General features: G+C 64.2%; 19 protein-coding genes and 1 tRNA gene. 3 read left to right on the forward strand and 17 right to left on the reverse strand.

Going from position 1 to position 17,948, the window contains the following annotated elements:
* Positions 1-25: 25 nt before the first annotated feature.
* The 3 genes from JJ896_00945 to JJ896_00955 all read right to left on the reverse strand — a co-directional run bounded on the left by JJ896_00945 (position 26) and on the right by JJ896_00955 (position 3,255).
* Positions 26-1,081 carry an alkaline phosphatase family protein gene (locus tag JJ896_00945; GenBank protein MBO6778195.1) on the reverse strand — a complete coding sequence of 352 codons (1,056 nt, stop codon included), beginning with the start codon at positions 1,079-1,081 and terminating at the stop codon, positions 26-28.
* Positions 1,082-1,145: 64 nt separating this feature from the next.
* Positions 1,146-3,017 (reverse strand): S8 family serine peptidase, encoded by a 1,872-nt coding sequence (locus JJ896_00950; GenBank protein MBO6778196.1) that lies wholly within the window; start codon positions 3,015-3,017, stop codon positions 1,146-1,148.
* Positions 3,018-3,182: 165 nt separating this feature from the next.
* A tRNA-Ala gene (locus JJ896_00955) sits at positions 3,183-3,255 on the reverse strand.
* 171 nt (positions 3,256-3,426) lie between these two features.
* On the opposite strand from JJ896_00955, the gene acnA reads away from it, so the two are divergent.
* Positions 3,427-6,144 (forward strand): aconitate hydratase AcnA, encoded by a 2,718-nt coding sequence (acnA, locus tag JJ896_00960; GenBank protein ID MBO6778197.1) that lies wholly within the window; start codon positions 3,427-3,429, stop codon positions 6,142-6,144.
* Positions 6,145-6,215: 71 nt separating this feature from the next.
* On the opposite strand, the gene JJ896_00965 is transcribed toward acnA, so the two are convergent.
* The 3 genes from JJ896_00965 to JJ896_00975 all read right to left on the reverse strand — a co-directional run bounded on the left by JJ896_00965 (position 6,216) and on the right by JJ896_00975 (position 8,106).
* Positions 6,216-6,899 carry a TonB family protein gene (locus JJ896_00965; GenBank protein ID MBO6778198.1) on the reverse strand — a complete coding sequence of 228 codons (684 nt, stop codon included), beginning with the start codon at positions 6,897-6,899 and terminating at the stop codon, positions 6,216-6,218.
* A gap of 68 nt (positions 6,900-6,967) precedes the next feature.
* Positions 6,968-7,486 (reverse strand): hypothetical protein, encoded by a 519-nt coding sequence (locus JJ896_00970; protein ID MBO6778199.1) that lies wholly within the window; start codon positions 7,484-7,486, stop codon positions 6,968-6,970.
* A complete protein-coding gene (locus tag JJ896_00975) occupies positions 7,483-8,106 on the reverse strand; it encodes a methyltransferase domain-containing protein (GenBank protein MBO6778200.1) in 624 nt (207 codons plus the stop codon). The genes JJ896_00970 and JJ896_00975 overlap by 4 nt, the downstream gene beginning before the upstream one ends.
* A gap of 1,046 nt (positions 8,107-9,152) precedes the next feature.
* Between JJ896_00975 and JJ896_00980 the strand changes: the two genes are divergently transcribed.
* Complete coding sequence (locus JJ896_00980) at positions 9,153-9,785, forward strand: hypothetical protein (GenBank protein MBO6778201.1); 633 nt, start codon at positions 9,153-9,155, stop codon at positions 9,783-9,785.
* Between the two features lie 168 nt (positions 9,786-9,953).
* On the opposite strand, the gene recO is transcribed toward JJ896_00980, so the two are convergent.
* Positions 9,954-10,718 (reverse strand): DNA repair protein RecO, encoded by a 765-nt coding sequence (gene recO / locus JJ896_00985; protein MBO6778202.1) that lies wholly within the window; start codon positions 10,716-10,718, stop codon positions 9,954-9,956.
* A gap of 51 nt (positions 10,719-10,769) precedes the next feature.
* Between recO and JJ896_00990 the strand changes: the two genes are divergently transcribed.
* On the forward strand, positions 10,770-11,282 hold the full coding sequence (locus JJ896_00990) for a ComEA family DNA-binding protein (protein MBO6778203.1): 513 nt from the start codon (positions 10,770-10,772) through the stop codon (positions 11,280-11,282).
* A 97-nt stretch (positions 11,283-11,379) separates the two neighbouring features.
* Here JJ896_00990 and JJ896_00995 read toward each other — a convergent pair whose 3' ends face one another.
* From JJ896_00995 to JJ896_01040, 10 genes are all read right to left on the reverse strand, one after another.
* Positions 11,380-11,574, reverse strand: coding sequence for a hypothetical protein (locus tag JJ896_00995; GenBank protein ID MBO6778204.1), 195 nt, complete (start codon positions 11,572-11,574; stop codon positions 11,380-11,382).
* Positions 11,575-11,592: 18 nt separating this feature from the next.
* Positions 11,593-12,282 (reverse strand): site-2 protease family protein, encoded by a 690-nt coding sequence (locus tag JJ896_01000; GenBank protein ID MBO6778205.1) that lies wholly within the window; start codon positions 12,280-12,282, stop codon positions 11,593-11,595.
* A gap of 5 nt (positions 12,283-12,287) precedes the next feature.
* On the reverse strand, positions 12,288-13,124 hold the full coding sequence (htpX, locus tag JJ896_01005) for a zinc metalloprotease HtpX (GenBank protein ID MBO6778206.1): 837 nt from the start codon (positions 13,122-13,124) through the stop codon (positions 12,288-12,290).
* 4 nt (positions 13,125-13,128) lie between these two features.
* The gene (locus JJ896_01010) at positions 13,129-13,869 is read right to left on the reverse strand and encodes a CPBP family intramembrane metalloprotease (GenBank protein MBO6778207.1); all 741 of its coding nucleotides are present in this window, start codon (positions 13,867-13,869) and stop codon (positions 13,129-13,131) included.
* Positions 13,866-14,972: a LysM peptidoglycan-binding domain-containing protein gene (locus JJ896_01015; GenBank protein ID MBO6778208.1), complete on the reverse strand. Its 1,107-nt coding sequence runs from the start codon at positions 14,970-14,972 to the stop codon at positions 13,866-13,868. The genes JJ896_01010 and JJ896_01015 overlap by 4 nt, the downstream gene beginning before the upstream one ends.
* Positions 14,973-15,062: 90 nt before the next feature.
* On the reverse strand, positions 15,063-15,383 hold the full coding sequence (locus JJ896_01020) for a tetratricopeptide repeat protein (GenBank protein ID MBO6778209.1): 321 nt from the start codon (positions 15,381-15,383) through the stop codon (positions 15,063-15,065).
* On the reverse strand, positions 15,380-16,180 hold the full coding sequence (locus JJ896_01025; protein MBO6778210.1) for a TPM domain-containing protein: 801 nt from the start codon (positions 16,178-16,180) through the stop codon (positions 15,380-15,382). The genes JJ896_01020 and JJ896_01025 overlap by 4 nt, the downstream gene beginning before the upstream one ends.
* A complete protein-coding gene (locus JJ896_01030) occupies positions 16,177-16,776 on the reverse strand; it encodes a LemA family protein (protein ID MBO6778211.1) in 600 nt (199 codons plus the stop codon). Before JJ896_01030 ends, JJ896_01025 begins: the two co-directional genes overlap by 4 nt.
* Positions 16,777-16,859: 83 nt before the next feature.
* Positions 16,860-17,399 carry a DUF4252 domain-containing protein gene (locus tag JJ896_01035; protein ID MBO6778212.1) on the reverse strand — a complete coding sequence of 180 codons (540 nt, stop codon included), beginning with the start codon at positions 17,397-17,399 and terminating at the stop codon, positions 16,860-16,862.
* On the reverse strand, positions 17,399-17,947 hold the full coding sequence (locus JJ896_01040) for a DUF4252 domain-containing protein (protein MBO6778213.1): 549 nt from the start codon (positions 17,945-17,947) through the stop codon (positions 17,399-17,401). Before JJ896_01040 ends, JJ896_01035 begins: the two co-directional genes overlap by 1 nt.
* Between the last annotated feature and the right edge of the window lies 1 nt (position 17,948).

Below are 17,948 nucleotides of genomic sequence, written 5' to 3' on the forward strand. Positions count from 1 at the left end.
AGCCACCTGCATGCACCTTCCGTGCCTAGTCGCGCGGAGCGACCACCGCGGAGATCGGCGGCGCCGCCCCCGTTATAGTGAAGTCGAAGCCCATCAGCGCCGCAACGGTCGCCGCTACCTGCGCCTGGTCAAAACCGACGCCCCGCAGCTCGCCGCCGGCCGGGATCGATGGCCCGAGCGCGGCCAGCCAGATGTACTCCGAGCCCGCCCATTCTTCGCCCGTACCGTGGCCTACCCAGCCATCGCCCGACCCGCGACCGTGGTCCGTGGTGATGATCAGCGAAGTGCGGCCCGCATATGCGGAATCCGTCTGGAGGAACGTCCAAAGCCCCTGCAGGAACGCGTCGGTATTGCGGGCGGCTCGGATGTAAGCAGGAAAGTTGTCGTTGTGCGCAAAGTCGTCCGTCTCGCCATACGAGATGTAGACGACTTCGGGCGATGCCCTCTTCATGTACTCCAGCGCGTAGTGATGCGTAAACGCGTCGAGGCGCACAGTGCCCCACGGGCTCGGGATCTGTGCCTGCAGCTCATTGAGGAATGACTCCCTCTCGGAACGTTCGGGGTCCAGCGAAGGCTCGAACCCGGCATTGACCGGGATACCGCTGCGCTCCTCGTTGATGATGTATGGGAATACATCCCAGGAGCCGAAAGCGGCGGCGCGAACTCCGGCTCGGGTTTGTAACCACTCCAGCACGGTGACATTGGGATTCGGCACCTTGTCGTTGGAGTCGATGCGCTCATCCACCCTGCCTGTCAGTATCTCATTGTAGCCCGGGTAGGAGAACACGTGGCCGTTGGTAACTCGGCCCGTGCTTCCCAGCTGACGATTGCCGAGCAGCACGCCTTGCGTGGCCAGGGTCCTCCACAACCAGGGCATAAGGGTCGTGCGGCGCTCGGCCGCATCGCCCACGCCAAACTCGGCGAGCAGGGACTCATCCTCCGTCATGGACGGGTCCATGCCGCGGAAGACTTCCTCCCAGCGCAGACCGTCCAGTGTGACGAGGACAACGCGGGTTTCCTGGGCGTGAGAGGGCGCTGTGGCCAGGACGAGGAAAAGGACAAGGAGAGGCAGTACACGCATGCCCCAAACGTAAAGAGCCGCGGCGCTTGGTGCATCGCGGCTCTTGGTTGGGATAGGTCCGGACTCAGTTGGCCGATCGCAAGCCGGGCGCGTTCGCCTCGATCTTGAGGTCGTCGACGAACAGATTGCCTTCACCTGAGTCGACGGCCGTGAATCGTAGCGAGGTGTTGTCGAGGAACCCGGAGATGTCGAACTGCAGGTTCTGCTTTCCCTGCTTGCCGCTGAATTCGTGTAGCATGGTCCAGGAAGCACCACCGTCGCCGGAGATCTCCAGCCGGTGCTTGCCGCCGGAGTGCTTGGTATAGAGGGACAGGGTCGCGAACGTCGCGCCGGCCAGGTCGGCGGCGCGCGATACACTGCGGTTCTTGCCCGGGGCTCGTAGCCGCAAGCAGGAGCCCGAGGCGCAGCTGCCGCTACTCACCACCCTGAGCTTGCCCTTGTCGGTTCCGTTGGACTCGCCGTGCTCCACCCATTCGCCGGACCACGTGGCGGAGCCGTCAGAACCTGCAAAGCCGTCCTCAAAAGAGTCCATCAGGGTGTGGGTCGGAGCGTCGTTCGGGGTCGAGTCGCTCCCGTCAGCCCCCGCGCCGGATCCGGGGGGCGTGACCGAATCGTGCGAGGCCGTCTGGCCCGCTACATACAGCTCCATGGCCTCGGCCGCACCGTCGCCCACCCAGAGCCGGGGCAGGCCGGAGTCCAGTTCTTTCGCAGCGTCGATGAGAGCGCTCTTGAGGAGCATCGGCTCGACAGGACCCAGGTGGCTCAGCATGAGCGCGACTGCACCCGTGACGTGGGGAGCGGCGAACGAAGTGCCGTCCAGGAACGCGGCCTTGGCCATTCCGAGACCCTCCGCAGGTTCCACCAGGGAGTACACCGACTCGCCGGGTGCCCACAGGTCCACGCTCGGGCCATAGTTGGAAAAGCTGGATTCACGACGGCTTTTGGTGAACAGTCCTGATACCGAATAGCTGCCGACCGTGATGGCACCCTTGGCGTGTGCCGGCGTCACCGTGCGAGCGTCGATGCCTTCGTTCCCCGCGGCAACTACCACTGAGATGCCTGCGGCGACGGCAGCGTCCACGGCATCATCCAGCGCCGTGTACTGCTCCGAACCCACGTCTGCGCCCAAACTCAGGTTTACCACCGCGGGGGTGTCGCTCTGAGCCTGGAGCGCAATGACTCTTTCCATCGCCGCCACGACGGTAGCCAGATCGGCCGTGCCGTCATCGTCCAAAACTTTCATGGAGTGCACGCTCGCACCGGGAGCGATGCCGACGAGACCGGATGAATTGTCCTCGGCCGCGGCGATCATCGCGGCGGGGTAGCCGTGCATTTGGGCATCCAGACCATCCTGCGAGTTGCTCAGGTTGTCCGTTGCCACCTCGTTGAGGTCATAGCCGTGAATGCCGGAGTCGACCACATACACGGTGACGCCCTCCACGGACCCTCGCCAGTCTCCGGATCGTGCGATACTTGAGTTGCCCCCGACATCGCTGATGTTCCAGGGCGACTGCTGGAATGCCACGGGGATCGGCAGCATGGTCTCCGGAGGATCGACCGGCAGGTCCGGCTCGACCGACAGGATGTCGGGATCTCCCGCCATCTCCTCGAGGAGATCTCGCAGCTCACCTTCCGGAACCCAGGCCGCCAGGCCCCAAAACGCGTATTCGTAGTGGTAGCGATCGACAAGCTTGTAGCGGTCCACCAGCTTGTACCTGTCCACAAGTTTCGAGGACTTGATGATGATACCGACCTCATCGCCCTCCTTGCCGGCCCGCCCGGAGCGGATGGCCTGATCAAACAGCTCCGCGTGGCGAATCTTGGGGTCCGGGGAAGAGGCCGCGGGCTCCGGAGAAAGCAGTTCGTTGGAACAGCCCGAGAGCAGTCCAAGGATCAGGACGGGAGCGGCAAAACGGACGGCGGTCCGGAGAGACAAAATCAAAGCTTGCAGGGGGCAAGTACAGGGAGTGCAAGCGGGGTATCGGCAATTTTGGCTGCGACTTAAGCGGTGTGCGCTGTGTCGACAGAATCAATCGTGAGGCTTCCTTGCGGACCGCGCGTCACAAAAAAAACCGCGACACATCGTGCCGCGGCCTTCCTGTGGAGCTATGGAGAGTCGAACTCCAGACCTCTTGGGTGCGATCCAAGCGCTCTACCACCTGAGCTATAGCCCCTTGGCGGCGCAAACGAGAATCCATCGCACGCTGTTCCTGTGAGACGCCCCCGGGCCGGTGCTCCGAGACCTGCGGTGGCCGTGCGGCTTCGTTGCCAATTCGCCCCCGGAATCGAACATTTTGCACCGTTTGCGGGTACTTTCAGTCTCCGCACACGAGAAGCAGACAAGCATGAGCACGCCCCGCAAAGAGGATCCTTTCAACGCACGCGACACCTTCGACACCGGCTCCGGCACCGGGTATGTCTACCGCCTGGACGCACTGAAGGAGCGCGGATTCGACATCGACCGGCTGCCCTATTCCATCAAAGTGCTGCTGGAATCGGTCCTGCGAAACTGTGACGGGTTCCTGGTGACCGAGGATGACGTAAAGCGCCTGGCTGCGTACGACCCGAAAGCACCGGCCAAGGAAGAGATTCCGTTCATGCCCGCACGCGTGCTGCTGCAGGACTTCACCGGCGTGCCGGCCGTGGTGGACCTGGCTGCGATGCGGTCTGCGATGGCGCGTCTGGGCGGCGATCCCGACGAGATCAACCCCCGCGTGCCTGTCAACCTGGTCATCGACCACTCGGTGCAGGTGGATGCTTTCGGCACCAAGGCGGCCATCCAGATCAACGCGGAGAAGGAGTTCAAGCGCAACCGTGAGCGGTACGAGTTTTTGCGCTGGGGCCAGCAGGCGTTCGACAACTTCCACGTGGTGCCGCCGGAATCCGGCATCTGCCATCAGGTGAACCTGGAGTACATCGCCCGTGCTGTCTGGAGTAAACCGGAGGCAGACGGTGTGCACGTGTTCTACCCCGACTCGCTGGTCGGCACCGACTCGCACACGACGATGATCGATGGGCTGGGTGTTGTCGGCTGGGGCGTCGGCGGTATCGAGGCCGAGGCCGTTATGCTGGGTCAGCCCGTGTACATGCTGATGCCGGAGGTGGTCGGGTTCCGCCTCAAAGGCCAGCTGCCTGAGGGCGCCACGGCTACGGATCTCGTGCTGACGGTGACGGAAATGCTGCGCGCCTACGGCGTAGTCGGCAAGTTCGTGGAGTTCTTCGGCCCCGGCGTGTCCAACATGACGGTGCCGGACCGGGCCACGATTGCCAATATGGCACCCGAGTATGGGGCTACGATGGGCTTCTTCCCCATCGACCAGGAAACGCTGGACTTCCTGCACCGCACCGGGCGGCCCGACGAACTGGTCATGGCGGTGGAGCGCTACGCCAAGCTGCAGGGCCTTTTCCGGACCGACGACTCGGGAGATCCGCAGTTCGTCGACGTACTCGAACTGGACCTGAGCACGGTTACTCCGAGCCTTTCCGGACCCAAGCGCCCGCAGGATCGCATCGAACTGCCGGCCGTGCAATCCAGCTTCCGCACGTCCCTCACCACTCCGGCCGGCCCCAAGGGCTTCGGCCTCAATGAGGATCGCCTCAAGGACACAGGTGCCTACGGAGATGGGGTCCTGCGACATGGCGATGTGGCCATCGCCGCCATCACCAGTTGTACCAACACCTCCAATCCGTCTGTGATGCTGGCCGCGGGTTTGGTGGCAAAGAAGGCGGTGGAGCGCGGACTGAAGGTGAAGCCCTACGTCAAGACGTCGCTGGCGCCGGGTTCGAAGGTCGTCACCGAGTACCTGCATGAGGCGGGACTCTGGCCGTACCTCGACCAGCTCGGATTCAACCTCGTTGGTTACGGATGCACGACCTGCATCGGCAACTCCGGTCCGCTGCCGGAGGAGACCGCCAACGCGGTCAAGGAGGGCAATCTGATTGTTGCCGGCGTGCTGTCCGGCAACCGCAACTTTGAGGGCCGCATCCATCAGCTTGTGCAGGCCAACTATCTGGCCTCGCCCCCGCTTGTGGTCGCCTACGCACTTGCGGGCACCGTCGACATCAACCTGACCACGGATCCCATCGGCGTGGATTCGGCGGGTAATGACGTCTTCCTGAGTGACATCTGGCCGACCGGGAGTGAGATCCTCGAAATGGTCAACACCTGTGTCAAGCCGGAGCAGTTCATCAGCGAGTACGACGGAATCGAGGAGTCCAACGAGTCCTGGAATGCCATCGAGATCGGAGAGGGATCCATTTACGATTGGAACCCGGCCTCCACCTACGTGCAGGAGCCCCCGTTCTTCATGGATCTGACACCTGAGACCCCGGTGATTGAGCCCATTTCCGGGGCGCGCGTGTTGGCCAAGGTCGGCGACTCAACCACAACCGACCACATTTCGCCCGCGGGGGCCATCGCCCCGGATTCGCCCGCCGCGCGGTACCTGCTGGAGAATAATGTGTCCTTCCTGGACTTCAACTCCTACGGATCGCGCCGCGGCAACCACGAGGTCATGATGCGAGGCACGTTTGCCAACATTCGCATCAAAAACCAGCTCGTGCCGGGTACTGAGGGCGGCGTCACCAAGTACTTCCCCACCGGGGAGACCATGCCGATTTACGATGCGGCCATGCAATACATCGACGGGGGCACCCCGCTCGTGGTATTGGCCGGCAAGGACTACGGAATGGGCTCAAGCCGCGATTGGGCGGCGAAGGGCACGCTGCTGCTGGGTGTCAAAGCCGTGATTGTCGACAGCTTTGAGCGCATCCACCGCTCCAACCTGATCGGCATGGGTGTGCTTCCGTTGCAGTATGCCGGGGGCGCCTCCGCAGCCTCCCTGGGACTGGACGGGACTGAAGCGTTCAGCATTCCTGTCACTGACGATGTGCAGCCCCGCTCCACCATCACGGTGACTGCCGAGAAGGCGGACGGCAGCACGATCGAGTTCGATACGGTATGTCGTCTGGACACGCCCGTGGAGGTGGACTACTACCGCAACGGCGGCATCCTGCACTACGTGCTCAGGGAATTCCTGAATGCCAGCCGCGTGGATGCGTAGACCCCACGGCCTGAAATGAGAAAGGGCGGCCTCCCAACCGGGGGCCGCCCTTTTTTCTTGCCCTGATGCTCTCAGGCGTCGGCGGGCAGCTTGAACGTCACGGGCAGACTCATCTTGACGCGAACCTTCTGGCCACGCTGACGGCCGGGCTCGAACCGCATGGTTTGCAGGGCGCGCACAGACTCCTCGTCAGCTCCGGCCCCGATGCCACGTACCACGGTGATATCGGTCGGATAGCCCTCTTCATCGACCACAAACTGGAGGATCACGCGGCCCTCGATGCCCGCCTTCTTGGCGATGACCGGGTACCTGATCTCGGCTTGCAGCGCCCCGAGCCCCCCGATCAACTGCGGCATCTGCTCCACGACCACGAACTCCTCGCCGGTCGAGTTCATGCGTGGTGCCGGGGCCGCCCGCTCGTGTCTGGTCTGGCCCGCGGGACTCACGGCATGCGTGACGGACGCGTGGCCGGGGACCTGCACGGTTTCGGAGGAGACCAGCCCGCCCGCATGCGTGATGCGCACCAGGTAGGTACCCGCCGGGATGGCATGAATGGAGTAAAACCCGTCCGGTCCGGTCGCCGCTCCGTAGGGCGTGCCCTCCAGGGCCACGTTCGCGCCCACAAGCGGCATGTCGAGTGCGGTGTCGGTCACCGTGCCCGAAAGCACGTAGAGTTCGCCGGACTGTTGCTCAACCTCTTGCGTGCAGGCCGTCAGTAGCATCAGGGCAAGCGCCGGAAGCAGGGATCGTTTCATCGGAGCGTGTGGGTTTTCCTGTAAGACCCACTCTCACCGACAGAGTTGCTTATTCCGGAGTTCGGCGGCTACTGCACCACCTCGATGAGGAGCATGCCGGAGTCGTCGGCCTCAAAGGATACCTCCCCGTAGCTGACCATCGTGATTTGGCCGGTGAGCACCTCTCGAACCACCGTGTCGTCGGGGAAGACAGACGCGACCTTGATGCGGGTTGCTCCCGAGGCTCCGGCCACGATCACCACCTCATCGGTCGAGTCCCTGTCCAGTCGCAGCCCGCGATAGAATGCGTAGCCGGCCGCATCGAGCCGTTCATGCAGACCACGGGCGATGGCCGGGTGCCGATCCCGGAACGCGATCAGCGCGGACCAGCCTTCGGGGGTCGGATCGGGCAGGACGACATCGCCCGGAACGAACAGCATGGTCGGATCGGCGATGGGCACCGAAAACGCCTCGGCCGGCAGGTCTGGTCTGTCCGGTGTCGGGGCGCGCGAGACGAACACCGAGTCGACGGCCACCCAGTCTACGCCGCTCTGCGCGCTGACCGGGATGGCAGACATCAGGGCCAAGAGAGCCAGGACTCGGATCATTCGGGCGTGCGGCCGCCGCATACAAACAGTTCGTTCTGTCGCCAGGCACAATCTACGTCCATGAATCCGGCACGCTCCATGGCCTTCATCTGCCGGTAGAGTCCGATCGTACCCGCGCCGTCAGCGACGATGAGGTGACCTCCCGGGTTGAGCGCGTCGAAGATGCCCTGGAAAAGAAGTTCGTAGTGCGACTCCGCCTCCGCACCCTCGATGTCCGCACCTACAATGTCCTGCAAGGCCAACGACGCGACCACCACATCAAACGGGCCGCCCGGTATGGCCTCTCCATCCGCGCGGATTTCCGCCCGAATGGCCAATGCGCCATCACTGATTTCCGCCAGCTTGGACTGCGCCAGCACCAGCAGGTCCTCATCGCGATCCAGCAACGTGAGGCGGATTCCCGGGTACGCCGACATCACCGCGAAGCCCGCGTTGCCGGTGCCACAGCCCAGGTCGCAGACCGACACGCCCGGGCCCAGCGGCGGCAGGGCCGCGAGGATCTCCTCCAGCATCGGCATGACGAGCGGAATGCGACGCTCCACGTGGAGGTCGTACCAGTATCCGTTCTGCCAGAAGCCTCCCTTGCCGAGAAGTCCCTTGCGCCAGCTGGGTGTTTTCATGCGGTTTCTTCGAGTGCGAGAGCGTTTCACCCTGAGCATCGCGCCATGATCCCCCATCCGCGGCCTTTTCTCTGCGGGTGGGGTTGGGGTTGGGGCGGGCGCGGCGGTCGGGGCGGTCCGGCGCGGCGCGGGGGTGCCGGTCGGCGCGGCGGTCCGGCGCGGCGCGGGGGTGCCGGTCGGCGCGGCGGTTGGCCCGGGGCGGCGCGGCGGTTGGCGCCGCGGTCGGCGTGATCCGTGCGGAGTGCCTGCGAGCCCATCGCCCGTATCCGGCCCGACATGGAAAACGGGGCCCGTTTTACACCTCGGAGCCGGCACCGGCGCCGCCTGAGTGTAAAACGGGGGGTGATTTACACTCCGCCCCTCAGACGGGCCGGCCTCCGTGTGTAATCCCGGGGGTGTTTTCCACATCGCGGGCCCGGTAGGCTCGAGGCGGGGTCGTAGGGCCGGCGCGGCGCGGCGCCTGCGGTCGTGGGCGGCCCGCGGCGGGGTGTCCGCGAGCCCATCGCCCGTATCCGGCCCGACATGGAAAACGGGGCGCGTTTTACACCTCGGAGCCGCCACCGACGCCGACGGAGTGTAAAACGGGGGGTGATTTACACTCCGCCCCTCAGACGGATCGGCCTCGGAGTGTAATCCGGGGGTGTTTTCCACATCGCGGGCCCGGTAGGCTCTAGGCGGGGTCGTGGGGCCGGCGCGGCGCGGCGCCTGCGGTCGTGCGCGGCCCGCGGCGGGGTGTCCGCGAGCCCATCGCCCGTATCCGGCCCGACATGGAAAACGGGGCGCGTTTTACACCTCGGAGCCGCCACCGGCGCCGCCGGAGTGTAAAACGGGGGGTGATTTACACTCCGCCCCTCAGACGGGCCGGCCTCCGTGTGTAATCCCGGGGGTGTTTTCCACATCGCGGGCCCGGTAGGCTCAAGGCGGGACCTCCACGCCGGGGCCGGCCACACCCGGGCGCCACCCCCCGCCCCCAACGCCCGCGTTTGCACTTACCGGACACGCTAACTATCATTACACATGATACATGTATGTGACACTGTCTAGCCATGTCCAGACGGCTTACCGAGAAACAGCGCTCATTCCTCGACTACCTGAAACGCTACAATCGCACGACGGGCGGTTGGCCGACGTATCGGGAGCTGATCGACGAATTCGAGTACCGCTCCCCCAACAGCGTCACGCAAAACCTGGAGGCGCTGACCAAGAAGGGCTATCTGGAACGGGACGATGACGGCTATCGCTTCCCGCCGCCGGAAACGGACGGTGTGGCTACGCGCGGCATTCCCATTCGGGGCATCATCACGGCCGGCACGCTGCAGGAGGCGGTCGATGCGCACTTGGGCACGATCACCCTCGACATGCTCTTCCCCAGCATAGACCGGATCTTCGCCATCCGCGTGTCCGGTACCTCCATGATCGGTGCCGACATCAATGACGGAGACTACGTGTTACTCATGGATGACGACATCCCGAATGGCGGGATCGGCGCGGTGCTTTATAACGGAGAGACCTCACTGAAGCGCGTCTTCTATGACGAGCGCGGACTCCGCCTGGAGCCGGCCAACCCGGAGTACCAGGCAATCCAGATCCGCCCCGACGTGTTTGAGGAAGTCCGGGTCCTCGGGCGATACGTGGGCCACGTCAACCACACGGGGATCTACAAGCGCCCTGCGGCCTGAGTGCCCGAGCATCCAGCGCCCCGAGCCCCGCGGGCCAGCGACCTGACCGCCCCGCGGCCTGAGCGCCTGCGCCCCGAGCCCCCGCGGGCCAGCGCCCCGGCCGCACGGTGCGCAGCCCGACCCGACCGCCGAGCCCCCCCCGGCCGCACCGATCCGCAGCCCGCCCAACTACATCCCGATCTGCCCCAACACGCGGGCCGTCCTACGCGGAAAGGCGTCCTCGACGTGATACTGGATGAATGACTCCACGAGGCGTGTGACTTCGCCGAGGACCGCATCGTTCATGTTCATGCGCATGACCATGTCTGCCGGCGCCCGCGTGCAGACGGCGAATGCCCGCAGCGCGGACCGCGAGGCCTTCATGCTTTGCACGCCGGCCGGTCGCATCGCGTCCAGGCCGCCGGTATCCAGGCGCAACCAGCCACCGTCCCCCGGAAGCCGGTCCACCTCGGGGCGGCCAAAGGACGGCGACAGGCCCAGCAGCCCGGCAAGTCGCATCGCATAGAACGGCCAGACGTTGCCGATGCGCTCATCGGCCTGGTCAATCAGGCGCAGTGCCTCGACCTGAAGTTCCAATACGATGGGATTGCTCTGCCCGCTTTGCATGAGCGCAGACGTGAGTTCGATGGTGCGCACGCCCGCGGCAATTCGATCCAGCGAGCGGCCAATGTTGGCAAAGAGCTCCATGTGTGACGCTTCCGAAAGCGACTGGAGATCGCGTCCCGGCTTGAAGTGGATCACGGTCTGAATCCACGACATCGGCTCCAGGGTCGAGCCGAACCGGCTCTTGGACGACCGTGCCCCCCGAGCCATCACACCGACTCGTCCGTGATCGCGCGTGAACAGCGTGACGATGCGGCTGGTCTCGCCATAGTCCATGGCCTTGAGGACCACGGCGTCCGTGCGCAGGATCTCGGTGCGGGATGAGGACATGCCTCCGTAACGCCCGGCGTTATGCGGAGTGCCGCTTGGGGTCGATGGGATATGAAGCGCGACGACCTCCTGCGATTCTACTACCGGGCCCAGCTGCATCTGGGCCTGACGGCGTCCGAGTTTCGAGGGCTCTGCATCCTGGCCGGACTGCTTGTGTTCGGGGTGGCCGCACAGGAGTTGTCACGCCGGATTCCAGCTGTCGACGAGGCGCTGTATCAGGAACTCGAGGCCGAGTACCACGAACGGGCCAGCCGGTGGACTTCCGCAGAGTTGATCGGACCGCCGCAACAGCAGGCGATAGAGTCCGCCACCACTCCTGGCCCGGTGGCCCAGGCGCCGGAGAAACTCATCGACCTGAACACGGCGACCTCTGAGGAACTGCAAACCCTGCCTCGCATCGGGCCCGCGCTGGCCGCCCGCATTCTTCTCCACCGGGAGCAGTTCGGCCCATTCAGATCGGTCGCCGACTTGGAGATGGTACGTGGAATCGGGGCCGCGACCATGGAGGGTCTACGTCTGATGGTGACCGCGACGCCCGTGCCGGACTCGCTTCGCGGCGGCTAGTGGCCAGGGCCGCACGGGACCCCCGTCAGCAGTAGCCGAGCCGCCCCCAGGCACCAGGGCCGCACGGACCTTGTCGCCAGCCGAGTCGCCCCCCCAGCTACACCTCCTCGTCCGTACCCGCATGCACCCGATCCCGGCGCTGCGCTTCCTCATGCAGATCCGCTTCGCTGATCTGCTCCATGGCCTGATCCTCCCGGCGCATGAATCGATAGACCGGAATGAGCAGGATGGCGGCCAGCATGCCGAAGCCGACCGTCGTCAGAATGATGACCAGTACGTAGTCCGCGCTCATGCAGGGAGGGAAGCGCCGCTACGAGGTCTCCATGACATGCGCCACCTCCTGGCGGCCCGCGAACATCACGAAGAGTCCCACAAACGGCAGTGCGGGATTGAACGTCACCACGCCGTAGATAATCATGCCGATGGCCATGACGATTCCGACGAGCGACGCAATGTGGGTGGCCCGCCGGTAGTCCGTCCAGGTGGCAAGACCAGCCCTGAAAACGCGACCTCCATCCATGGGAAAGGCGGGGATCATATTGAATCCAACCAGGGCCAGGTTGATCCACATCAGCATCTCCAGCATGCCGCCGTCACCAGACATCACCATCCACAGCGGATCCGCTCCCTGACCGGCACCACCAAGCAGAGCCAGCAGGGCCGCAATGCCCAGGTTCACCGCCGGCCCGGCCAGGGCAATCACCAGTTCCTGCTTGGGCTCACGCGGAATACGCTGGAGCCGCGCCACGCCGCCGATGGGATACATGGTGATGTCGAGCGTCGGAATCCCGTATCTCCGCGCCGCCATGGCATGACCGAGCTCATGCAGAATCACGCAGCCGAACACCGCCAGCACCAGGACGATGCCCATGATGGCGGCGACCACGGTCGCACCCAGGTACATGTACCACGCAAACAGGCCGCCCAGCAGGATCCAGAAGGTCCAGTGGACAAAAATGCCGATCCCCGATACGGTACCTATGCGTGCGGATCCTTTCATGTGCTCTATCGGCGCCCTTCAAGCGCCAGCAATCGCTGAATTCTCTTGTCCGTAGACGGGTGTGTCGAGAAAAGGGTGCGCAGTCCACTCATTCCGCCCGCAAACGGGTTCACAATGAACATGTGGGCGGTGGCCGGATTGGCATCCATGCGAACTCGCTCCGCACCGGACTGCAGCCGCTCCAGCGCGCTGGCCAACGAGCGCGGATTGCCGCAGATCTCCGCTCCGGTTCGGTCTGCTGCAAACTCCCGGGCCCGGGAAATGGCCATCTGAATAATGAAGGCAGCAAGCGGCGCCAGGAAGATCATCAGCAGATTGACGATGGCCCCTCCGCGATCCCTGTCACCTCCGGCAAACATGCCGAACCGCGCCAGCATGGTAATAGCCGCCGCCAAAGTGGCCGCAATCGTCGATGTGAGGATGTCCCGGTTCTTGATGTGCGCCAGCTCGTGGGCGATCACGCCCTCCAGCTCCTGAGGACTCAGAAGGCGAACGATGCCGTTGGTGACGGCCACGGCCGCGTTCTCGGGGTTGCGGCCGGTAGCAAACGCGTTCGGCTGATCATTCGGGATGACGTAGAGCTTCGGCATCGGCAGCGCGGCGTTCTGGCGCAGCCGATCCACCATGCGGTACAGCTCCGGCGCCTCGGACGGGCCGACCTCGGTGGCCTTGTACATCTTCAGCACAATCTTGTCGCTGAACCAGTAGCTGCCAAAGTTGATGGCCACGGCCACCACAAAGGCGATGATCATGCCCGTCTGGCCGTACAGCCCGGCGCCAATCAGCCCGAAGAGCACAATCATGGCCGCCATAAGGGCCGAAGTGCGAAAGAAGTTGTTCATGGATCTATAGCGTATTGGTCACGACCAGCACGTCATATATGGCGTGGGTCCAGGCGGCTATGCCGAAGCCACGCCACAGGTACAAAGCATTGAGTGCCAGTCCGAACAGAAATCGAAACGTAAAGCTCGGCAGTTCAAACGGGTCGCCGAATGTCCCGGTATAGTGCACGCCGCTGAAAATGGCGGCGCCGATGACCGCCGCCAGCAAGTAGGCCCCGATGCGACGGCTGCCCTCCTGCTTCTTACGCGTGAAGAGCCAGAACAGACCACCTACCAGCAGCACGCGAAACACCAGCTCTTCATACAGCCCGGCACCCAGCGAAAGCGCCAGCATCTTGGCGAGTCCGATTTCCTGGACCGACGCCATCAAGGCGACCGGCGCAATGTTGTAGTAGATGGCCCCCACCAATCGCGATACGATGCCCGCTACCACCACGGCGTACAGCATGCTTTCAAGCAGCATCCAGCCGAAATAGCGGGGCCGAAGCGGCACTCCGTTCTCGCGATCGCGCTTGACCAGCCAGAGCCCGCCTACGACAAGAAGCGCCCCGATGACGAACATGCCGACATCGCCGACCATGTCGATCACCTGCTTGATCCACACGTCCGCGCCCACCCGCACCGGCACATCGGTCCCGTTGTTGACCAGCACAATCAACACCTCGTACGCCACCAGAAGCGGCAGCGCCAGGATGACCGAGTAGGTAACGGTCCGAGTGTTCTGGAAGTAGGCTTTCAGATTCATTGGCCACCCGACTCGATGATGCGCACCGAAACTCCCGCCTCGCCCAGACCAATGGCTTCAGCCACGGCCCGCGATACCTCAACCACGAAATCGGTGCTCACCGGCATGCGGTCCGCCACTTCGGCGAACGTGGACTGACCGGTCTCTGCGTTCTCAATCAGCACCACGGTGCCGAACGGCAGGGCCGGGTGGGCCAACGTGAAGCGATCGTCCTCGTACGGGCGTCCGCTTGCCATCAACCGGCCGACAAACTGCTGCGGATAGATGGATGCCGGTCCCTGAGCCACCACCAGCGGCATCGTAATCTCGGCCGGTGCGCGGGGCACACGAATGTCCTGACCCACCAGGAGCACATCGCCCAGATCCGGGTTGGCCAGGCGCAGCTCGGACAGGGCCACGCCGTGAGAGGCCGCAATCCCGTACAGCGTCTCGCCGCTTGCTACAGTGTGCGTGGACGATGCGTACCGAGCCGGAACCCGAACCACATCACCACTGGCCACCACGGCCGGCTGATCCGGGTTCAGCGCTTCCAGCGTGTCGACGGAAACGCCAAGCGTGAAGGCGATGTCGTAGTAGGACTGTCCGGCCGCCAGCGTGTATTCCCCAAATAGAACGGCGCCCGAGGAATCCGTCACGGCCGTGATCGGTGCAGGCGGAGGTGGCTCCGGAAACGCGGGCAACGACTCGGTTTCAAACTCGGGAGTCTGCACGGCGGGCGCGTCGATCGCCACATCCTCCGCGGGCGGATCGGTGACCGCGGACTCCACCCCGACCGGCGGAGGCTCTTCAACCACCTCAGCCTCGACCGGGGGAGCAACCTCTGCCGGCGGCTCCGCAGCAGGCGGCACCTCCTCGGTCAGGTCGGACCCGTCCGTCAACCGCAGCACCTGCCCCACCTTGATGATGGTGCCGTCCATACCGTTGAGTCGCTGTAGTTCTTCCACGGACATGTTGTGATTGAGCGCGATGCGGTAGAGCGTATCGCCCGCCCTAACGGTGTAGGTGCGCTTGACCTGGGCGGTGGCCTGACCGGCCACTGCCATAAGGAGGATCACCAGCAGCATACGGGGCGCCAGGGCCCCAGTTACACGAGCATTCAGCATGGCGCTTCGGGGGGATTGCAGATCTGGATACGTGTCGTGGCACCCAGGTTCCGCGCACAACGGTCGCCGGCGCTGCCGGGCCGCCATGCGCTAGAAGTCGATGTCGAGCTCGAGCAGCGCGGAGCGCAGCTCCGACTCTGCATGCCGGTCGCCGGCCGCGGCGGCCGTCTTGATACCGGCCTGGTACGTGCGGCGGGCATCCTCGCCACGATCAAGCTCCCGATAAAGCGCAGCGAGGTGGTAATACGTGCCTACGTATCCGGGCTGATCCCGAACCAGCCCCTCAAACGCTTCGAGTGCGGCCTGGAGATCGCCGAGTTTCCGGTACTCGGACGCGATGGCGAATCGGGTGAATGCGTCCTCGGGATCGTCGCGCAGGTACTCCTTGAGAATCGCAAGGCGGTCCATCACCATGATCCTCCGGCACCGCCTCCGCCGAAGCCGCCGCCACCGCCGGAAAAGCCGCCAAAACCGCCGCCACCGAACCCGCCGCCGCCGAATCCTCCGCCGCCACGGCCGCCGCCGAAGCCGCTGTTCCAGCCGCCGCCCCAGATGATGACCGGGCCGGACCGGTGCCGGTAGCGTCGCCCCCCATCGCCGTCATGCTCATCCGCGGCTGCAGCGATCGCAATCACAATGATTACGATGACGATGAATGCCAGTACGATAAACTCGATGGGGATGCCGTCTCCGGAATCCGATGCATCCACCGTGAACTCGCCCGCCGCGGCGAGCATGAGCTTGTCCACCGCGCCCGAAATCCCATCGTAGAAATACCCGTCCCGGAAAGCGGGAATCATGATGTCACGAACGATGCGGCCCGCGATGATATCCGGAATTGCGCCTTCCAGACCCAATCCCGTGGCGATGTGCACCTGTCGGTCCTCGCGCGAAACGAGCACCACAACCCCATTGTCCTTGTCGCCCTGGCCCACGCCCCAGGCCCGACCGAGCGCAGTCGCATAGTCGGATGCTTCCGCCCCGTCCAGCGACGGCAGCGTGACCACGATCATCTGGGTCGATGTCGTGTCCGCAAATCCCGCCAAACGCGATGAAAGCAGGCGCTCCTCGCTGTCCGTCAGGAACTCGCCAAGGTCGGTGACCCAGAGTCCGGACGGAGCGATGACGTCCTGCCCGCGCACGGCGCCCGCAAGAGCGACCGTCGCCAGCAACACCGCAACGGCAAAACGGGACGTGGCCCGGATCAATTGAACTCTACGGTCGGAGCGGCCTCGGCACCGGCTTCGGCTTCAAACGGCGTGCGCCGCTCGAAGCCGGTTATCGAGGCGATGATCGACCCCGGGAATTGCCGCACCCGGGTATTGTACTGACGTACCGCGTCGTTGTAGTCGCGACGTGCGGTGTTGATGCGGTTTTCCGTGCCTTCCAGCTGGGTCTGCAGGTCCTGGAACGCGGCCGTCGCCGTCAGCTGCGGATAGCTTTCCGCCACGGCAATCAATCGGCCGAGCGATGATCCGAGCGCAGACTGCGCCGCCAGGTATTCCTGGACCCTGGCCGGGTCATTCAAGTCATCCAGAGACACGTTGATGGACGTGGCCCGAGCCCTGGCGTTCGTGACGGACTCCAGGGTTTCCTGCTCAAAATCGGCAGCGCCCTGAACGGTGCGCACGAGGTTGGGGATGAGATCGGCCCGCCGCTGATACGAGGTCTCAACGTCACCCCAGGACTGTTCTACGCGCTCCTCCTGAGCGACCAGCCCGTTATAGGTGCCACAGCCCGCGCAGCCGGCAAATCCGACCACAAGTACAATGAAAACAATGACGAGCGTTCCCGTGCTTCGCATGGAGGTCCATAAGTTGGTGGGAGGGTAGAGGGCGATGCCCTTCTACCGCGCTTACGGAGCCTTTGAATCCGGGTTTCTATCGCCTACTCCCAGGAGGCCACGTCACGCAAAAAATCCGCGTCCTGCACGGCCATGGAGACCAGCTCGTTCAGATGACCCTCGATGCGGGCGATGACCAGTTCGTCGCGATTGAGCACCAGCACCAGCATATCCCGAATGCTGTCGTACCGCTCGCGGTACAGGACCCAGACCGTCTCGGAATCATCCTCGACGCGCACCGCCACCTCCCAGCCGCTGCGCTTGAACCGTGGCACCCGGTTGAAGCGGAGGTCGCTGCGGGTCGGCTGCTTCTCAACCGAATACACGCCGACTTTGACGCGATCTATCTCGCGCACGTAGTCACTCGCCATCTGTGCATAGACGTCCGGCACACGCCCGGAAATCCAGCTCACGGTGCGGAAGAGCCGCGGCCCGACCTTGACCACCACTTCCCGCTCAAAGCGGGCGCCGAGAATGTCTTCGATGTCCTCGCGAATGTGCGCGATTTCCCGCGAGTAGAAGCAGCCCGCGAGCGTCGGAGCCAGAATCAGAAGCAGAATAACGTGGGTGAAGCTTCTTCTCATTACAGGTCCTCCAACACATCGATCCGGAAGCGGCGCCCGATACGGCCGATGTCCTCGGGATCAATCTCTCCAACAATATTGACAAAGACGGTCCCATTGTCTCCGGACTGGATGACAAAGACCATCATGCCCTCGACACGCTCGCCGCTGGTATCGCGCACCAGCATCTCTACAAACTCGCCGTCCTCCGATACCCGCACTACGCGGTCCCAGCCATCTTCCGACAACTTGCGAGCAAGCGGACCCACCCGGTCCCGGAGCACTTCCCGCGATTCATAGTCCAGCGTATAGCCCCGCACCTGGATGGCGACCAGCTTGAGCAGCATGTCCGCCAGGGTGTCGTCCTCGATGCGCGCGGCCTCGGCGGCCATGCGAAGGAGGGCTCCCTTGACGTTGACCTCGAGGGTCGTTTCGGCACCCACAATGCGCTCCAGCTCATCGAAATCGAAGTAGCCGGGCATGCGCTCGATGCGCTGCGCCTGGGCTGATCCCGCCACGCCCAGCATGGCGAGCAGCATCAGCGTGGAAAAAACGGTTCTGTATGTCATG

It is taken from the genome of Rhodothermales bacterium (assembly GCA_017643395.1).
Classification (GTDB): Bacteria; Bacteroidota; Rhodothermia; order Rhodothermales; family UBA10348; genus JABDJZ01.

Coding starts and splice junctions, on each gene's coding strand:
- JJ896_00945 (MBO6778195.1), bottom strand. CDS start 1,081: ATGCGTGTACTGCCTCTCCTTGTCCTTTTCCTCGTCCTGGCCACAGCG.
- acnA (MBO6778197.1), top strand. CDS start 3,427: ATGAGCACGCCCCGCAAAGAGGATCCTTTCAACGCACGCGACACCTTC.
- JJ896_00965 (MBO6778198.1), bottom strand. CDS start 6,899: ATGAAACGATCCCTGCTTCCGGCGCTTGCCCTGATGCTACTGACGGCC.
- JJ896_00970 (MBO6778199.1), bottom strand. CDS start 7,486: ATGATCCGAGTCCTGGCTCTCTTGGCCCTGATGTCTGCCATCCCGGTC.
- JJ896_00975 (MBO6778200.1), bottom strand. CDS start 8,106: ATGAAAACACCCAGCTGGCGCAAGGGACTTCTCGGCAAGGGAGGCTTC.
- JJ896_00980 (MBO6778201.1), top strand. CDS start 9,153: ATGTCCAGACGGCTTACCGAGAAACAGCGCTCATTCCTCGACTACCTG.
- recO (MBO6778202.1), bottom strand. CDS start 10,718: ATGTCCTCATCCCGCACCGAGATCCTGCGCACGGACGCCGTGGTCCTC.
- JJ896_00990 (MBO6778203.1), top strand. CDS start 10,770: ATGAAGCGCGACGACCTCCTGCGATTCTACTACCGGGCCCAGCTGCAT.
- JJ896_00995 (MBO6778204.1), bottom strand. CDS start 11,574: ATGAGCGCGGACTACGTACTGGTCATCATTCTGACGACGGTCGGCTTC.
- JJ896_01000 (MBO6778205.1), bottom strand. CDS start 12,282: ATGAAAGGATCCGCACGCATAGGTACCGTATCGGGGATCGGCATTTTT.
- htpX (MBO6778206.1), bottom strand. CDS start 13,124: ATGAACAACTTCTTTCGCACTTCGGCCCTTATGGCGGCCATGATTGTG.
- JJ896_01010 (MBO6778207.1), bottom strand. CDS start 13,869: ATGAATCTGAAAGCCTACTTCCAGAACACTCGGACCGTTACCTACTCG.
- JJ896_01015 (MBO6778208.1), bottom strand. CDS start 14,972: ATGCTGAATGCTCGTGTAACTGGGGCCCTGGCGCCCCGTATGCTGCTG.
- JJ896_01030 (MBO6778211.1), bottom strand. CDS start 16,776: ATGCGAAGCACGGGAACGCTCGTCATTGTTTTCATTGTACTTGTGGTC.
- JJ896_01035 (MBO6778212.1), bottom strand. CDS start 17,399: ATGAGAAGAAGCTTCACCCACGTTATTCTGCTTCTGATTCTGGCTCCG.
- JJ896_01040 (MBO6778213.1), bottom strand. CDS start 17,947: ATGACATACAGAACCGTTTTTTCCACGCTGATGCTGCTCGCCATGCTG.